Origin of the sequence: Stenotrophomonas sp. RS-48, from assembly GCF_030053245.1 — a bacterium.
GTDB classification, from domain to species: domain Bacteria; phylum Pseudomonadota; class Gammaproteobacteria; order Xanthomonadales; family Xanthomonadaceae; genus Stenotrophomonas; species Stenotrophomonas maltophilia_P.
The window spans coordinates 14,521-31,757 of the sequence record NZ_JASGBV010000042.1; the positions used below are offsets into that span (position 1 = coordinate 14,521).

General features: G+C 67.7%; 14 protein-coding genes. 9 read left to right on the forward strand and 5 right to left on the reverse strand.

The annotated features are described in order from the left end of the window. Window position 1 precedes the first annotated feature (1 nt). The 4 genes from rlmJ to QMZ25_RS08655 all read left to right on the forward strand — a co-directional run bounded on the left by rlmJ (window position 2) and on the right by QMZ25_RS08655 (window position 5,754). Window positions 2–859, forward strand: a complete 858-nt coding sequence (rlmJ, locus tag QMZ25_RS08640; protein ID WP_053517399.1) for a 23S rRNA (adenine(2030)-N(6))-methyltransferase RlmJ — start codon at window positions 2–4, stop codon at window positions 857–859. Between the two features lie 95 nt (window positions 860–954). Beyond that, window positions 955–1,500: a GNAT family N-acetyltransferase gene (locus tag QMZ25_RS08645; protein ID WP_053517384.1), complete on the forward strand. Its 546-nt coding sequence runs from the start codon at window positions 955–957 to the stop codon at window positions 1,498–1,500. A 125-nt stretch (window positions 1,501–1,625) separates the two neighbouring features. Next, window positions 1,626–5,090 carry a transcription-repair coupling factor gene (gene mfd, locus QMZ25_RS08650; RefSeq protein ID WP_111185843.1) on the forward strand — a complete coding sequence of 1,155 codons (3,465 nt, stop codon included), beginning with the start codon at window positions 1,626–1,628 and terminating at the stop codon, window positions 5,088–5,090. A 52-nt stretch (window positions 5,091–5,142) separates the two neighbouring features. Continuing rightward, window positions 5,143–5,754 carry an HD domain-containing phosphohydrolase gene (locus QMZ25_RS08655; RefSeq protein WP_283219461.1) on the forward strand — a complete coding sequence of 204 codons (612 nt, stop codon included), beginning with the start codon at window positions 5,143–5,145 and terminating at the stop codon, window positions 5,752–5,754. Between the two features lie 78 nt (window positions 5,755–5,832). On the opposite strand, the gene QMZ25_RS08660 is transcribed toward QMZ25_RS08655, so the two are convergent. After that, a complete protein-coding gene (locus tag QMZ25_RS08660) occupies window positions 5,833–7,926 on the reverse strand; it encodes a M13 family metallopeptidase (RefSeq protein WP_197571884.1) in 2,094 nt (697 codons plus the stop codon). A gap of 148 nt (window positions 7,927–8,074) precedes the next feature. Further along, complete coding sequence (gene gpmA, locus QMZ25_RS08665) at window positions 8,075–8,824, reverse strand: 2,3-diphosphoglycerate-dependent phosphoglycerate mutase (RefSeq protein WP_053517379.1); 750 nt, start codon at window positions 8,822–8,824, stop codon at window positions 8,075–8,077. A 93-nt stretch (window positions 8,825–8,917) separates the two neighbouring features. Here gpmA and nfi point away from each other — a divergent pair, with 93 nt between their 5' ends. Then, window positions 8,918–9,592, forward strand: coding sequence for a deoxyribonuclease V (gene nfi, locus QMZ25_RS08670; protein ID WP_283219462.1), 675 nt, complete (start codon window positions 8,918–8,920; stop codon window positions 9,590–9,592). 7 nt (window positions 9,593–9,599) lie between these two features. Here the strand turns inward: nfi and QMZ25_RS08675 are convergent, their stop codons facing one another. The 3 genes from QMZ25_RS08675 to QMZ25_RS08685 all read right to left on the reverse strand — a co-directional run bounded on the left by QMZ25_RS08675 (window position 9,600) and on the right by QMZ25_RS08685 (window position 14,414). Then, window positions 9,600–10,580 carry a cation diffusion facilitator family transporter gene (locus QMZ25_RS08675; RefSeq protein WP_053517376.1) on the reverse strand — a complete coding sequence of 327 codons (981 nt, stop codon included), beginning with the start codon at window positions 10,578–10,580 and terminating at the stop codon, window positions 9,600–9,602. Between the two features lie 157 nt (window positions 10,581–10,737). After that, window positions 10,738–12,987, reverse strand: coding sequence for a TonB-dependent siderophore receptor (locus QMZ25_RS08680; RefSeq protein WP_065174656.1), 2,250 nt, complete (start codon window positions 12,985–12,987; stop codon window positions 10,738–10,740). Window positions 12,988–13,205: 218 nt separating this feature from the next. Further along, the gene (locus QMZ25_RS08685) at window positions 13,206–14,414 is read right to left on the reverse strand and encodes an MFS transporter (protein WP_283219463.1); all 1,209 of its coding nucleotides are present in this window, start codon (window positions 14,412–14,414) and stop codon (window positions 13,206–13,208) included. Between the two features lie 81 nt (window positions 14,415–14,495). Between QMZ25_RS08685 and QMZ25_RS08690 the strand changes: the two genes are divergently transcribed. The 4 genes from QMZ25_RS08690 (at window position 14,496) to QMZ25_RS08705 (ending at window position 17,221) form a co-directional block, all read left to right on the forward strand. Then, complete coding sequence (locus QMZ25_RS08690) at window positions 14,496–14,924, forward strand: helix-turn-helix domain-containing protein (protein WP_279942353.1); 429 nt, start codon at window positions 14,496–14,498, stop codon at window positions 14,922–14,924. A 97-nt stretch (window positions 14,925–15,021) separates the two neighbouring features. Beyond that, window positions 15,022–15,357 carry a hypothetical protein gene (locus QMZ25_RS08695; protein ID WP_283219464.1) on the forward strand — a complete coding sequence of 112 codons (336 nt, stop codon included), beginning with the start codon at window positions 15,022–15,024 and terminating at the stop codon, window positions 15,355–15,357. Beyond that, window positions 15,354–16,925 carry a PepSY-associated TM helix domain-containing protein gene (locus QMZ25_RS08700; protein WP_283219465.1) on the forward strand — a complete coding sequence of 524 codons (1,572 nt, stop codon included), beginning with the start codon at window positions 15,354–15,356 and terminating at the stop codon, window positions 16,923–16,925. Before QMZ25_RS08695 ends, QMZ25_RS08700 begins: the two co-directional genes overlap by 4 nt. Beyond that, window positions 16,922–17,221, forward strand: coding sequence for a DUF3325 domain-containing protein (locus tag QMZ25_RS08705; protein ID WP_128990085.1), 300 nt, complete (start codon window positions 16,922–16,924; stop codon window positions 17,219–17,221). Before QMZ25_RS08700 ends, QMZ25_RS08705 begins: the two co-directional genes overlap by 4 nt. The last annotated feature ends 16 nt before the right edge of the window (window positions 17,222–17,237 follow it).

The following is a 17,237-nucleotide window of genomic DNA, read 5'->3' on the forward strand; positions in this document are numbered from 1 at the left end:
CATGAATTACCGCCATGCCTTCCACGCCGGCAACCATGCCGATGTCCTCAAGCACATCGTGCAGCTGGCCCTGATCGACAGCTTCAAGCGCAAGGACAGCCCGTTCTTCGTGCTGGACACCCACGGCGGCGCTGGCCGCTATCTGCTGGCCAGCGAAGAGAGCCGCAAGACGCTGGAGGCCGAATCCGGGGTCATGCGCCTGATGGCGCAGCCGAAGCTGCCGGACGTGGTCGAGCGCTACCTGAAGGCCGTGCAGGCCGACAATCCGGTCGGCGCGCTGACCAACTACCCCGGCTCGCCCCTGCTCACCGCCCAGGCCATGCGTGCGCAGGACCGGATGGCGGTATGCGAGCTGCAGGAAGACGAAGCAGGCACGCTCAAGGCCCTGTTCGCCCATGACAGCCGGGTCGGCGTGCACCCGGGCGACGGCTATGCACTGCTGCGCTCGCTGCTGCCGCCGAAGGTCAACGGCAGCAAGATCGGCCGCGGCCTGGTGCTGATCGACCCGCCCTACGAGGCCCAGGACGCCGAGTACCAGCGCATCCTGGCAGCGCTGGCCGAGACGCTGGCGCGCTGGCCGCAGGCCACCTGCGCGGTGTGGTTCCCGATCAAGCAGCGCCGCACGATCCTGCATTTCCTGCGCAAGGCCACTGCCTTGCCGGTCAAGTCGGCAGTGACCATCGAGTTCCTGGTACGCCCCGACGACTCACCGCTGCGCCTCAACGGCAGCGGCATGCTGGTGCTCAACGCCCCCTGGCAGTTCGACCGGGCGGTCGGTCCGGCCCTGCCGGCGCTGCGCCAGCACCTGGGTGAGCCCGGCGCCAGCACCCGCCTGGATTGGCTCAAGGCACCTGAATAATGGCCTTCACGAGGCTGTACGCCCGTGAGCCTTTTGTTCACGGAAGACAGCCCCGGTGATGCCACAATCGATGGACCACCAAGGAATCACCCGGTATGGCCACTCGCAACCGCATGCCGCCCTGGCATGAGATCTTCAAGGCTCCCAGCGGCCACGAGCTGCTGATCCGCCCCATCCGCCCGGAAGACAGCGCGCCGCTGCAAGCGGCCTTCAGCCTGTTCGGGCCGGAAGAAATCCGCGACCGTTTCCTGCAGGCGGTGACCGAGCTGTCACCGGAAACCACCCAGCGCCTGACCCATCCGAATCCCAAGACCGAGATCACCCTGGTCGCGGCCGAGTCCCTGCCCGCCGGTGAGGCCGTGGTCGGTGCGGTCGCCCGGGCCTCGATCATCCCCGGTACCCGCGAAGCCGAGTACGCGATCCTGATCAGCCGCTTCCTCATCGGCCAGGGCCTGGGCCGGCAGCTGATGCGCAAGCTGGTGAAGTGGGGTCGGGGCAAGTACCTGGATCGCCTGTACGGCGATGTGGCGGCCGAGAACGAGCCGATGAAGCAGCTGGCTGCCTCGCTGGGCTTCAAGCCCGTTCCGCACCCGAACGGCACCGAAGGGCTGGTACGCATGGTGCTGGAACTGGACAACTGACGGTGACGCCGGGCGCCGCCCGGCGATGCCGTTGCAGCCACTGCGCACGCCGGGCATGGCCCGGCGCTGCCCGCTCACGCAGCAATCATGGGGCGGGTGGAGGCTTCTGCTAAAATCCGCGGTCCATGTCGCGTACTTCATACCCCGCCCCGCCGCTGCCGCGCGCCGGCCAGCTCCGCGCCTGGTGGCGCGCCCCCGCTTCACCGACCGCCCTGGCCTGGTACCTGGCCCAGGCGGCGCGCGCGCATGACGCGCCGTTGCTGGTGGTTGCCCGTGACAACCACGGCGCCAACCAGCTCGAAGCCGATCTGCAGACCCTGCTGGGCAACGATCCCGCGCTGCCGGTGATCGCCTTCCCGGACTGGGAAACCCTGCCCTACGACCGCTTCAGCCCGCATCCGGACATCATCTCGCAGCGCCTGGCGGCCCTGCACCGCCTGCCTGCGCTCAAGCGCGGCCTGGTGGTGGTGCCGGTCCAGACCCTGCTGCAGCAGCTGGCCCCGCGCAGCTACGTGATCGGCGGCAGCTTCGACCTGAAGGTCGGCCAGCGCCTGGACCTGGAGGCCGAGAAACGCCGCCTGGAGAGCGCGGGCTACCGCAACGTGCCGCAGGTGATGGACCCCGGCGACTTCGCCGTGCGCGGCGGCCTGCTCGATGTGTTCCCGATGGGCGCCGACGAGCCCTTGCGGGTGGAGCTGCTGGACGAGGACATCGACTCGATCCGCGCCTTCGACCCGGAAAGCCAGCGCTCGCTGGACAGGGTCGAGTCGGTGCACATGCTGCCCGGCCGCGAAGTACCGATGGATGAGGCCAGCATCGGCCGCGTGCTGGCCACCCTGCGTGAGCGCTTCGATGTCGACACGCGCCGCAGCGCGCTGTACCAGGACCTCAAGTCCGGGTTGGCCCCGGCCGGCATCGAGTACTATCTGCCGCTGTTCTTCGATCGCACCGCCAGCCTGTTCGACTACCTGCCTGCCGGCAGCCTGCCGGTGGTGTGTGCCGGCGCCGGCGAAGCCGCCGACGCGTTCTGGGCACAGACCGGCGAACGCTACGAGCAGCGCCGCCACGATGTCGAGCGCCCGCTGCTGCCGCCCTCGGCGCTGTACCTTTCGCCTGAGCAGCTGCGCGAGCGGCTGAACGACGCGCCACGCATCGAAGTATGGGCCGCCGACCATGCACGCATCGCCGATGCACATGCGCTGGGCGACCAGCCCCTGCCGGCGCTGCCGGTAGCGGCCCGCGAAGCGCCCGCTGGCGACGCGCTGAAATCCTTCCTCGGCCACTACCCCGGCCGGGTATTGATCGCCGCAGATTCACCGGGCCGCCGCGAAGCCCTGCTGGAAGTGCTGCAGGCGGCCGAACTGAAGCCGCCGGTAGTTGCCGACCTGCCCGCCTTCCTCGCCAGCGATGTGCGCTTTGCCATCACCGTGGCGCCGCTGGAAGATGGCTTCGCCCTGGACGATCCGCGCCTGGCGGTCCTGACCGAACGCCAGCTGTTCCCCGAGCGCGCCGGCAGCACCCGCCGCACGCGCCGCGCCGGCCGCGAACCGGAAGCGATCATCCGTGACCTGGGCGAGCTGACCGAAGGCGCGCCGATCGTGCACGAGGATCATGGCGTGGGCCGTTATCGCGGCCTGATCGCGATGGACGTCGGTGGCATGCCGGGCGAGTTCCTGGAAATCGAGTATGCCAAGGGCGACCGCCTGTACGTTCCGGTCGCACAGCTGCATCTCATCAGCCGCTACTCCGGCGCATCCGCCGAGACCGCGCCCCTGCATTCGCTCGGGGGCGAGCAGTGGACCAAGGCCAAGCGCAAGGCCGCCGAGAAGGTGCGCGACGTCGCCGCCGAACTGCTGGAAATCCAGGCGCGCCGGCAGGCACGCGCCGGACTGGCCCTGCAGGTCGACCGCGCGATGTACGAACCATTCGCCGCCGGCTTCCCGTTCGAGGAGACACCCGACCAGCTGGCCGCCATCGACGCGACCCTGCGCGACCTCGCCAGCAGCCAGCCGATGGACCGCGTGGTCTGCGGCGATGTGGGCTTCGGCAAGACCGAGGTCGCCGTGCGGGCCGCGTTCGCCGCTGCCAGTGCCGGCAAGCAGGTGGCGGTGCTGGTGCCGACCACGCTGCTGGCCGAACAGCACTACCGCAACTTCCGCGACCGCTTCGCCGATTACCCGCTCAAGGTGGAAGTGCTGTCGCGCTTCAAGAGCACCAAGGAGATCAAGGCCGAACTGGAGAAGGTCGCTGCCGGCACCATCGATGTCATCGTGGGCACCCACCGCCTGCTGCAGCCGGACGTGAAGTTCAAGGATCTGGGCATGGTCATCGTCGACGAGGAACAACGTTTCGGCGTACGCCAGAAGGAGGCGCTGAAGGCGTTGCGTGCCAACGTGCACCTGCTGACCCTGACCGCCACGCCGATCCCGCGCACGCTGAACATGGCCATGGCCGGCCTTCGCGACCTGTCGATCATCGCCACGCCGCCGCCGAACCGGCTGGCGGTACAGACCTTCATCACGCAATGGGACAACGCGCTGCTGCGCGAGGCCTTCCAGCGCGAACTGGCGCGTGGTGGCCAGCTGTACTTCCTGCACAACGACGTGGAGAGCATCGGCCGCATGCAGCGCGAGCTGTCCGAACTCGTGCCGGAAGCGCGCATCGGCATCGCCCATGGCCAGATGCCGGAGCGCGAACTGGAGAAGGTGATGCTGGATTTCCAGAAGCAGCGCTTCAACGTGCTGCTGTCGACCACGATCATCGAGTCGGGCATCGACATCCCCAACGCCAACACCATCATCATCAACCGCGCTGACCGCTTCGGCCTGGCCCAGCTGCACCAGCTGCGCGGCCGCGTGGGGCGTTCGCACCACCGCGCCTACGCCTACCTGATCACGCCTGACCGCCGTGCGATCACCCCGGATGCCGAGAAGCGCCTGGAAGCCATCGCCTCCATGGACGAGCTGGGCGCCGGCTTCACCCTGGCCACGCACGATCTGGAAATCCGCGGTGCCGGTGAACTGCTCGGCGAGGACCAGAGCGGGCAGATGGCCGAAGTCGGCTTCAGCCTGTATACCGAGCTCCTGGAGCGCGCGGTACGCAGCATCAAGCAGGGCAAGCTGCCGGACCTGGATGCCGGCGAGGAAGTGCGCGGTGCCGACGTCGAGCTGCATGTGCCGGCCCTGATTCCGGAAGACTACCTGCCGGACGTGCATACCCGCCTGACGCTGTACAAGCGCATTTCCAGCGCGCGCGACAACGATACGCTGCGCGAGCTGCAGGTCGAGATGATCGATCGCTTCGGCCTGCTGCCGGACCCGGCCAAGCACCTGTTCGCGGTTGCCGAGCTGAAGCTGCGGGCCAACGCGCTGGGCATCCGCAAGCTGGACCTGGGCGAGAACGGTGGCCGCATCGTGTTCGAATCGAAGCCGGACATCGACCCGATGGCCGTGATCCAGCTGATCCAGAAGCAGCCGAACCTGTATGCGATGGAAGGCCCGGACAAGCTCCGCATCAAGCACCCGCTACCCTTGCCGGAAGACCGCTTCAATGCGGCCCGCGCCCTGCTGACGACCCTCGCCCCGGGTTGATTTCCCACCGCCACCACCCCGCACCGGCCCCACCCGGTGCGGGCGGACGACCATGCTGCCTGACGCCGTAACCGCCCCCGACCTGCTGCACGCACAGGCCTGCCTGATCGATGCCCTGGCCATGTCGCTGCAGATGCGCGACGCCTACACCCGCCATCACTGTGACCGGGTCGGCCAACTGGCCCAGCGCCTGGCCATGCACTGCGACCTGGACCAGGAGGCCGGGACGCGGGTCGCGCTGGCCGCGCGATTCCATGACATCGGCAAGATCGGCATTCCCGACGACGTGCTGCTGAACCCTCGTCGGCACACCGAGCAGGAGCGCGCGATCATGCGTGAGCATCCCGTGCGTGGCGAGCACATCTTCCTGACCACCGGCCGCAGCGATGCCGCCGCGGTGGCCAGGCTGATCCGGGCCCATCACGAGGCATTCGACGGCAGCGGCTATCCCGACGGCCTGCACGGCGAGCACATCCCGCTGGGCGCGCGCATTGTCACGCTCGCCGACGCCTACGATGCGATGACCAGTGATCGTCCGTACCGGGCGGCGATGGCGCACGGAACGGCACTGCGCATCCTCGATGACCAGGCCGGCGGCCTGATCGACCCCTACGTGCTGCAGCGCTTCCATCGCCTGCTGGCGCAGGAACCTGCGCTGGCCTGAGATCCGGCGCCACCGGGCGAACAGACAAAAGGCCCGGCTTGCGCCGGGCCTTTCGCATCACGCTTCACGTGTGATCGGTTACCAGATCACCACGCGCTTGTCGTCGGCACGCACCATCGCGTCACCGGCCTTGCACTGGAACGCAGCCGCGAACGACGGCATGTTCGAGGGCGCACCGTTGGCGCGGAAGTTGGCCGGCGCGTGCGGATCGGTGTTCAGGCGCACGCGCAGTTCGCCATCGGTGAAGTTGCGACGCCACACGGTGGCCCAGTTCATGAAGAAGCGCTGGTCCTGGCTGTAGCCATCGACCTCGACGTTCGCCTTCGGATCCTCCTTCAGCGCCATCTGCAGCGCGTCATAAGCCACGGTCAGGCCGCCCAGGTCGCCGATGTTCTCGCCCAGGGTCAGCTTGCCCTTCACATTCACGCCGGGCACCGCTTCGTAGCCATCGAACTGCGCGACCAGCTGGTCGGTACGTTCGGTGAACGCCTTGCGGTCGGCATCGGTCCACCAGTTGTCGAAGTTGCCGTTGGCGGCGAACTGGCTGCCCGAATCGTCGTAGCCGTGCATCATCTCGTGGCCGATCACCGCGCCGATGCCGCCGTAGTTCAGTGCCGGATCGGCCTTGGCGTCGAAGAACGGCGCCTGCAGGATCGCTGCCGGGAACACGATCTCGTTCTTGGTGGCGTTGTAGTAGGCGTTGACGGTCTGCGGCGTCATGCCCCACTCGGTCCTGTCCACCGGCTTGCCGATCTTGTCCAGCATGTAGCGGTAGTTGAACGCGCGCGCCGCCTGCATGTTGCCGAGGTAGCTGTCGCCGTTGGTCTGCAGGCCTGCCCAGTCACGCCACTTGTCCGGGTAACCGATCTTCGGGGTGAAGCTGGCCCACTTCTCCAGTGCCTTCTTCTTGGTTTCCTCGCCCATCCACGGCAGCTGCTCCAGGCGCACCTTCAACGCCTGCGACAGGTTTTCCACCAGGTGCTGCATGGCCACCTTCGACTCGGCCGGGAATACGGCGTCGACGTACAGCTGGCCCAGCGCCTCGCCCATGCCGCCGTTGACCGACTCCAGCACGCGCTTCCAGCGCGGCTGCATTTCCTTCTGGCCACGCAGGGTGGTGCCATAGAAATCGAAGTTGGCCTTCTCGAACTGGCTGCTCAGGTACGGCGAGGCGTCGTCGATGGTGTGGAAGCGCAGGTAGGCCTGCCAGGTGCTGGCCGGCACATCGGCCAGCATCTTGTCCATCTCGGAGAAGAAGCCCGGCTGGGCCAGCGAGAACTTCTGCGCGGCCGGCACCTTCAGGGTGTCGAACAGCGCGGTCCAGCTGAAATTCGGGGTCAGCCTGTCGGCGTCGGCAGCACTGAGCGGGTTGTAGCGCTTGGCCGGGTCACGCATTTCGATGCGCGACATGGACGCCTTGGCCAAGCGGGTTTCGAAGGCCATCACGGCCTTGGCCTGCTCGGCGGCCTGCGCGGCGTCCACGCCGGACAGGGTCAGCACCTGCGCGATGTAGGCCACGTAGGCGTCGCGGATCTTGGCCTGCGCATCATCGAAGTAGTAGCCCTTCTCCGGCAGGCCGAGGCCGCCCTGGCCGACGTAGGCGATGACATTGGCCGAATCCTTGTAATCGGCATTGGCGAACAGCGAGAACAGCACGCCCTTGCCCTCGGCCTGGCTGTCGCGCAGGTACTGGGTGAGGGTGGCGGTGTCCTTCAGCGCGGCGATCTTGTCGAGCTGCGGCTGCAGCGGTGCCAAGCCCGCAGCCTCGATCTTCGCTTCGTCGTTGCCGGTCTTCCAGATGTCGCCGATCTTGGCTTCCACCGAACCGGTCTTGGCCTGGCTGGCGGCAGCCTGCTGTACCAGCGCATGCTGCACTTCCAGCGAGCGCTCGCGCAGGATTTCGAAGCTGCCCCAGGTGGTCTGGTCGCCCGGTACCGGATTGGCCTTCAGCCACTTGCTGTTGACGAAGCCATTGAGGTCGGTGCAGGCCGCGATGGCCGGATCGAGATCGGCGCTGTTGAGCGAGATCAGCGGCGTCTTGATCTGTGACAGGTCGAAGGCCGGCGTAGCGTCGGCACTGGTCGCCGGTGCAGTTTCGTTCTTGCCACACGCAGCCAGGGAGGCGGCGATGGCGATGGTCAGGCCCAGCGGGGCCAGGTTGCGGACGTTCATGAGGCTCTCCTGCGGGTAATTCCACAGGGTAGACGGGGACACCCGCGGCAGGGACCGGCCAAAGGTCACAGAGCGCTCGTCATGTGGCGCCGAGCCCTGCTCTGCGCCACAAAAAAGCGAAGGCCGGCGTGCGCCGGCCTTCCGATGGTTACCTGGCCTTGCCCTGGTTGGCCACGGCCTCAGCGGCCTTCCGCGCCGCTTCCGGGTCGCCCAGGTAGCGGAACGACTGCACGGTCAGGTCATCGTTCAGTTCGAACAGCAGCGGAATGCCGGTCGGAATGTTCAGCTCGAGGATTTCCTCGCGCGAAACATTGTTGAGGTACTTGTACAGCGCGCGCAGCGAGTTGCCGTGGGCGGTGACCAGCACCGTCTTGCCGTCCTTCAGCTGCGGCGCGATGGCGTCGTGCCAGTACGGCAGCACGCGGTCGAGGGTGGTGGCCAGCGATTCGGTACCCGGCAGCGCGTTGCGATCCAGCCCGGCGTAGCGACGGTCGTGGATCGGATGGCCCGGGTCTTCCAGATCCATCGGCGGCGGCGGGATGTCATAGGAGCGACGCCACACCTTGACCTGCTCCTCGCCGTGCTTTGCAGCGGTCTCGGCCTTGTCCAGGCCCTGCAGGCCGCCGTAATGGCGCTCGTTGAGACGCCAGGACTTGTTCACCGGCAGCCAGTCCTGCTCCAGCTCGGCCAGCGCACCCTGCAGGGTGTGGATGGCGCGCTTCAACACCGAGGTGTGGGCGACGTCGAACTGCAGGCCTTCCTCGCGCATCAGGCGGCCCGCGGCAGCCGCTTCCCGGCGCCCCTGCTCCGTCAGGTCGACATCGACCCAGCCGGTGAAGCGGTTGTCCAGGTTCCACTGGCTCTGGCCATGGCGCAACAGTACGAGTTTACGGGTCACTGCAGGATCTCCAACGCGAGGAAAGGCAGGCCGCCATTGTAGCCCCGGGGCCGCTCACCGTGCCGTGGCGCGGCCCATGCGATGCTGTGATCGATGAATACCGTGATCGATCCCGGGCGCTGGCAGGGCAGCGTCGTCGCCGCACGCGAGCAACAGCTGCGGCTTGCGGCGCGGGTGGAGCGCAGCGACCGCCTGCCGGGTACCGTACGCTGGCTGGCCGGGCTGGACGTCGGCTTCGAGGACGACGGCCGCACCACCCGCGCCGCAGCCGTGCTGCTGGATGCCGCCACCCTGCAACCGGTGGCCCGGGAGATCGCCCGCATTCCCACGGTGATGCCTTACATCCCTGGCCTGCTCAGCTTCCGCGAGCTGCCCGCCCTGCTCGCTGCACTGGCCCTGCTGCCGCGTTCGCCGGACCTGGTCTTCGTCGACGGGCACGGCATCAGCCATCCGCGACGGCTGGGCGTGGCGGCGCACCTGGGCGTCGTCACCGATCTGCCGAGCATCGGCGTGGCCAAGTCGAAACTGGTCGGTCGCTTCGTCGAGCCCGCAGACGAGGCTGGCGCGCATACGCCCCTGCTCGATGGCGATGAACAGCTCGGCTGGGTGCTGCGCAGCAAGGTCCGCTGCAAGCCGCTGTTCGTCGCTGGCGGGCACCGCATCAGCGCCGATACCGCACTGCAGTGGGTGCAGCGCACGCTGCGTGGCTATCGCCTGCCGGAGCCGACCCGCCTGGCGGATCGGCTGGCGTCGCGACGGGACGCGTAGCGGCAGATCAGTGGTGCACGTGGCCGCGATGGCCCTGCGCGTCCTCGCCGTGGTCGTGATCGTGCCGCGCATCCGGTGCGGCCGCACTGGGCGGCGCGGGATCTCCGCATGCCTCTCCGCAGTGATCCGCTTCAATCTGCAGGGTCACATGCTCGATGCCAAAGTCATCGTGCAGGCGACCTCCCAGCTCACGGCGCAGCACGTCGGCGTCGGTACCGTCGCGCATCACGACATGCGCGGTCAGCGCCGGCGTGCTCGAGGCCAGTGCCCACACATGCAGGTCATGCACGTCCAGCACCGCGGCATGACCGGACAGGCTGTCGCGGACCTTCGCCACATCCATGCCCTTGGGCACGCCTTCCAGCAGCACGTTGATCGCCTCGCGCATCAGCACATAGGTGCGTGGCAGCACCCACAGGCCGATCAGCACCGCCAGGATCGGGTCGATCGGCTGCCAGCCGGTCCAGCGGATCAGCAGCGCGCCGACGATCACCGCCACCGAGCCGAGCATGTCGGCCCACACTTCCAGGTAGGCACCTTTGACGTTGAGGCTTTCACCGCTGCCGGCCTGCAGCAGGCGCATCGAGATCAGATTGATGACCAGGCCGGCGGCGGCGATCACCAGCATGCCGGTGGAGGCAATCTCCTGCGGTTCGCGGAAGCGGCCGACCGCTTCCCACAGGATGTAGCCGGCCACCACGAACAGCATCGCGCCATTGATCATCGCGCCAAGGGCTTCCAGCCGCGCATAGCCATAGGTGCGGCGCGCGTCCGGCGGACGCCGGCTCAAGCGCACCGCGACCAGCGCGATCATCAGTGCCAGCGCGTCGGTGGCCATGTGGGCCGCATCGGACAGCAGCGCCAGGCTGTTGGTCCAGAACGCGCCGACGACTTCGACGACAAGGAAGGTGGAAGTCAGCCCCAACGCCCACCACAACGGCTTCTCGTGGCGGATCTGGGACGGCAGGTGATCGTGGTCGTGGCCCATGAAACAGCTCCTGTGCGATGCGGTCAGGCTACGGCGTGGCTGCGAGGGAGACTATTACGATGTTTATAACATTGCAGCTGTGCGGCGCCGGTCGCGCCGGGCGCGGCCCGGCGCTCGCCGATTGCACCGGGCCATGCCTGTCAGGCACCGCGTGCGCTCAGAAGCCGAAACGCAGGCTGGCCCAGTATGCGCGGCCCGGCTCGTTGTAGGTCGCCGCGCCAGCGTCGCTGCTGTTGGCTTCGCGGAACAGGCGCTTATCGGCCAGGTTGTTCACGCCGAAACCGAAGCTGACCGTCCCGGTAACCCTGTAGCGCGCGCTCACGCCCCAGATGTTGTATGCCCCCCGGTCCTGCAGCACCACCGACGGATCGCAGCTTCCGGTGCAGCGAGGATCGTTGTTGATGTTGGTGGTGGCCGGCTCCTGCCTGCCGTAGAAGGTGCCGGTGAGCAGCAGCGACAGCTTTTCGGTGGCCTGCCAGTCCAGCATCGTGTTGACCGTGTACCGCGGTATCACCGACAGCGGCTGGCCGGTGCTCTTGTTCTCGTTCTCCACCATGTAGGTGAAGTTGCTGCTCCACTTCAGCCGGTCGCCCTGCTCGCCCAGCAGCGGCACCACCAGGTTGCCCTCCAGGCCCTGCACGATGGCCTTCGGTGCATTTTCCCAGCGGAAGATCCGGCCACGGGTATCGGCGGTGAGGCCAACCTGGGTATACCCGGCCTCGATCTTGTCCTTGTAGTCGTTGTGGAAGTAGGTCAACGAGGCCTGCCAGCCACTCTGCGGAGCCCATTCCACGCCCAGTTCCTTGTTCAGGCTGGTCTCGGCGTCCAGCTCCGCGTTGCCCTGCAGGTAGCAGCCCGCGCCCAGGCTCGGCAGTGCGTTGGGACAGCCGTTGCCACGGGTGTAGTACAGGTAGTCCGGATTGGACTGGTAGAGGTTGGGAGCCTTGAACGCGCGTGCGATGCCGCCCTTCACCACCCAGTCGCCATTGATGCGGAACTGCGCATTGAGGCTGGGGCTGGCGTTGTTGCCGAACTGGCTGTGGTGGTCGAAGCGCAGTCCCGGCGTCACGATCCAGCGTTCACCCAGGTAGATGTTGTCTTCGACGAAGACCGCCGTGGTCTGCGCATCGGACTTGCCGCGCGCGCGATCGGCCGACAGGCCCGGCAGGCCACCGCCACTGCTGCCGGACTGGCTCATCGAATACGGATCGGTCAGGCGGCTGTCGAGATGCTCGAAGCCCAGCGTCCAGACATTCTCCGCCGCGCCGATCGTGGTCGGGAAACTGACCTCGCCATCGAGCTGGTAATTGCGCAGGCGGGAGGTGGACCAGTCGGTGCCGTTGAAGCTGCCCTCGGGGCCACCGGCCAGGCCTTCGTTGATGCGCGAATTGTTGACCGCTTCCACCGCAGCAGTAACGCGCGAGGTCACATCGCCCCAGCGGCCACGATGGGTGATCGCCCCGGTGGTGCGGTACATGCGGTTGGTCTCTGCCTCGCTCTCGGCCAGCGCCGCCAGATCGACCGGCGTGGAGGTACCGGTGTTGCTCACGGCACGGTCGCCCGCATAGATGTTGCCCTGGCGGCTGGTACCGGCTTCGAATTCCACCACCTGGCCGGCGTTGATGTCCCAGCGCAGCAGCGCGTTGACATCGCGGTTCTTGACGCCCTCGCGGCCTGCCGGAGGTACGGTGCCCGGCGCGGTGGCGAACGCGCGATTGAGTTCGAGCGAATCCGCGTCGGTCCTGTTGAGGTTGCCATACAGGCGGAAGGACAACGCATCGGTCATCGGGCCGCTCAGCTGCAGGCCCACGCGCTCACTGCCACCTTCGGCACTGTGCTCGGGTACCAGTCCGTACAGGTCGACCGCTCCGGTCAGATCGCCCGTCGGCCGCTTGGTGATGATGTTGACCACGCCGCCGGAGGCGCCGGATCCATAACGCGCCGCTGCCGGACCGCGCAGCACTTCGATGCGCTCGATCATCTCCGCCGGCACCCAGTTGGTGTCGCCACGGGTATTGCGCTCACCGCTGCGGCCCATGCGCACGGCGTCGCGGGCGCCGACGCGTTTGCCGTCCACCAGGATCAGCGTGTTCTCCGGCCCCATGCCGCGCAGGTCGATCTGGCGGTTGTTGCCATACTGGCCGGACGCACTGTTGCCGGTGAGATTGACACCGGGCATGGTCCGCAGCAGCTCGGCGATGTCGTTGGCAGGAGGACGGCGCGCAATGTCCTCCGCGGTGATGGTCGATGTACCCAGGGCCTGACGCGCGATCTGCGAGGCGGTGACGTGTACCGTATCGATATCGGTCGCGTCGGTCTGCGCATGGGCACCCAGGGCACTGCCCGCAAGCAGGGCAGCAACGGCAAGCGCCAACGGGCGCGGCGGCGGAACAAGGACGGCAGACATCTTCAACACCTTCTGGCAGGGCAACGGGACCTCTGGCAAAGGGCTTGAGGCGACGACGGGGGGAGTGGGAGCGGCGCCGCACATCTTCCGCAGGCCGATCCATGCGCGCATTCTCCCATCAATGCGATTGATTCTCAAATGCGTCAACTCAGTGCAAGCGCTTCGCGAATGTGCATGGGGCCAAGTACGCTGGTTCGCCGTACCCCTGCTGATGGGTACTACGCAGGGGGCCGGTGGCCGCCGGGGTGACGCGCTGCCGGTGCAGCGGCATGCAACGCCCACCATGCCAGCGCTGTCACCGCGATGCCTGCACCGAGTGCACAGACCATGGTCCAGCCGTGGTGCGCCTGCATCCACGTACCGGCCGCAGCACCGGCGCCGCTGCCGACCGCGTAGAACAGCATGTACAGCGCCACCAGGCGACCGTGCTGTTCGGCAGGCGCGCGCAGCAACAACGCCTGGTTGGATACATGCAGTGCCTGTCCTCCCAGATCGAGCACCACCACGCCCAACAGCAGCCATGCCAGGGCGTGCGGCAGACCCAGCAGGGGCCACCACGCAAGCAGCATCAGCAGCAGCGCCCCCAGGCTCACCCGCAGGCAGAAACCCCGATCCATCCAGTGCCCCACCCGTGCAGCCAGCAGCGCACCGACCATGCCGGCCAGACCGAGCGCGCCGATGGCCGCGGTCGACCAGTTCATCGGTGATGCCGACAGGGGCAGCGGTACGGCCGCCCAGAACACGTTGAGGCCGGCGAACAGCAGCAGCGCCAGAGGGCCACGCTCGCGCAGCGTGCGATCACTGCGCAGCATCGTCATCATCGAGCCGAGCAGCGCGCGCCAGGCCGGCGGCTGCGAGGGAACAGGCACGGCAGGCAGGCGTCGCCACAGCAGCATCGCCAACGCCGCCATCATCACTGCTGACAGCAGGTACACCGCGCGCCAGCCGGCCAGGGCCGCCACCGCGCCGGATACCACACGCGCAGCCAGCAGGCCGATGAACACCCCGCCCTGCACCATGCCAACCACGCGCCCCCGCTGCCCCGACGGTGCCAGCGTGGCTGCATAGGCGATGAGTCCCTGGGTGAGCGCCGTCCCGAGCAGGCCCGCCAGCACCATGCCCCCCAGCAGCCAGGCGGTACTGCGTGCTGCCGCCAGTCCCAGCAGCACCATCACCAGTGCCAGCAGCTGCACGCGCAGCAGGCGGCGACGATCGCCGCGGTCGGCCAGCGGCAGCAGGCCGAGCAGGGCCAGCACGCTGCCGGCCTGGGTGGCGGCAACCACAGCGCCGGCCGTCGCGCGCTCCATGGCGAAGGCCTGCGCCAGGCGCTCCAGCAGCGGCTGTGCGTAATAGACATTGGCCACACTGGCACCCGCCGCGATGGCCAGCAGGCCCAACAGGGCGCGCGGAAGGACGGAAACGGGCATGAATGTGGTTGCATATTGAAACTGGATGCACCCTATCGACAATGGTTTTAAAATGCAACCACATCGTCACGAGCCTTGCCCATGCATGCCGACAGCCCCTGCCCCGTTGCCCGCAGCGCCGATCTGCTCGGTGATCGCTGGGCCCTGCTGATCATCCGCGATGCCTTTGATGGCGTTACCCGCTTCAGTGACTTCCAGCGCAGCCTCGGCGCAGCGCGCAACATCCTCAGCGACCGCCTGCGGCGTCTGGTCGAGGCCGGGCTGCTGCTGCAGCAACCTGCCAGCGATGGCAGCGCCTACCAGCAGTACGTGCTGACCGCGGCAGGGCGCGATCTGTTCCCACTGCTGGTGGCCCTGCGCCAATGGGGCGAACGCCATCGTTTCGCTCCCGACGAGGTGCATTCCACGCTGGTTGAGCGTGGTAGCGGCCGCGTCCTGCCCTACATGCAGCCCCAGGACGCGGCCGGCCACACCATCGCGCCCGCGCAGACGGTGGTCCGCAAGCGCTGAAAAATGGGACGCCCCCCCCGAATGGGGGACTCGACAGCGCTACCGGTGTCAAATAGCATTCGCTCGCAATTGCACTCGATTCCTATTGACATCGGCGATGGCCGCTCCCTCTTCTCCTCCCACCGCCGGCCCTCCGGTCGCCAAGCGCATGCCGCGCGGTAATGGCCATGCCCTGTTGTGGGCACGTGGCCTGCTTGGCCTGCTCGGTGGCTATGCCGTGGCCGCGTGCTGGGCCGCCGCCCTGGCGCGCCTGCTGCCCGGTGCCAAAGCCGACGCCACCCTGGTGGCCACCATGTCCGCCTTCGTGGTGTATGTGCTGGCCACGATCTGGGCGTACGCCGCACGCAGCACCCTGCGCGCCACGCTGGGCCTGCTGATTGCTGGCGGCCTGGGGGCATGGCTGGCCTGGCTGCTGCGCGGGGGCGTCGCATGAGCAACCTCGGGGGCATCCGCCAATCGCAATCGGTGCTGCACACCTGGTCCGGCCTGGTGGTCGGCTGGGTCCTGTTCCTGATCTTCATCGCCGGTACCGCCGCGTACTGGAAGGAAGAACTGACGCGCTGGATGCAGCCGGAAATCGGCCTGCCTGCCGACAGCGCTGCAGCGGTCACCCAGGCACAAGCCTTCCTCGCCCGCACCGCACCCGATGCACAGCGTTGGAGCATCGAACTTCCCGATGCGCGCAGCAGCGCCACGGCCGTCAGCTGGCAGCCACAGGGCGAGAAGGAACGCCGCCGCGGCCAGCGCAATCCGAACCAGGCGACGCTGGATGCAGATGGCAACCCGGTACAGGTGCGTGAGACGCGTGGCGGCAACTTCTTCTACCGCCTGCACTTCGATCTGCACTACGTGCCGGTCCTGTGGGCGCGCTGGTTCATCAGTGCATGTTCGATGCTGATGCTGATCGCGCTCATCAGCGGGGTCATTACCCACAAGAAGATCTTTACCGACTTCTTCACCTTCCGCCGTGGCAAAGGCCAGCGCAGCTGGCTGGACGGTCACAACGCGCTGGCCGTTCTGTCACTGCCGTTCCACCTGATGATCACCTACACCGGGCTGATCACACTGATGACGCTGTACATGCCGTGGGCGGTGGATGCCAACTACCCCGGCGGCCGCGACGCGTTCTTTGCCGAACTGTTCCCGCGCGCGGAGAAGGCCGAGGCCAGCGGTGTGGCCGCAACGACGCCCGTGCTGGCGGGAATACTGCGCCGCGCTGAACTGCAATGGGGCGGCGGCCATGCGGCATCACTGCAGATCGAACACCCTGGTGATGCGGCCATGCGCATCAGCGTGCGCCGCCAACAGGGCGACCAGATTGCTGGTACCGCCGATACGCTCAGCTTCGATGCCCACGGCAATCTTCTGCACGCCGCCGCGCCGCGCTCGGCCGCCGTCATCACCCGCGACGGCATGATCGGCCTGCACGCGGCGCGCTTCGCCCCCATCACGATGCGCTGGCTGTTCTTCCTCTCCGGTGTGGCCGGCACGCTGATGGTAGCCACCGGGCTGGTGCTGTGGACAGTGAAGCGGCGCGCACAGCTGCCCGATCCTGAGCGGCCACACCTGGGCTTCCGCATCGTCGAGCGGCTGAACATCGGCTTCGTCACCGGCCTGCCCGTGGCCATGCTCGCCTTCCTGTGGGGCAACCGACTGCTGCCGCTGGACGTGGCCAACCGCAGCGATGCCGAAGTGAAGGTGTTTTTCTACGCCTGGGCTGCCTGCGTGGCGCACGCGATGCTGCGCGCGCCACGTCGTGGCTGGGTCGAGCAGCTGGCGCTGGCCGGCGTGCTGGCACTGGGGCTGCCGCTCTACAACCTGGTGGCCTGGCACGGTGGCGCGGTATCCGCGCTTGCTGGCGGCGATGGCGCCAAGGCAGGCGTCGATATCGGCCTGCTGCTGATCGGCACTGGCCTGCTGTGGGCCGCGCGCAAGGTGCATCGCTTCGTGCCGGCACAGCGCCGGCCACGCCCCGCGCGCACCGCCGAGGCCGGCGCATGAGCGTGCTCGCACTGCTGCTGGCTGCTGCCGCCTTCGCCTGCCTGGCCATGGCGATGGAACGCCACCACCGCGATGTTGCCGGCCATGCGCCCCCCGCGCCGCGCCGGCGCCTGCTGCAGGTCCTGGGCGTGCTCGGGCTGACAGCCAGCCTGCTGACCAGCATCGCGGCGTGGGGCGTGGCACAAGGTTTCGTTGGTTGGTGCGGCGTGCTCGCCGCCGGTGCCGGTGCGATGGTGCTCTGGCTCAGTTTCCGTAGCCCGGCCAAGCCGGCACCACGCCCGTCTTCCCGTTCCTGATACAGCAGCAGAGGTT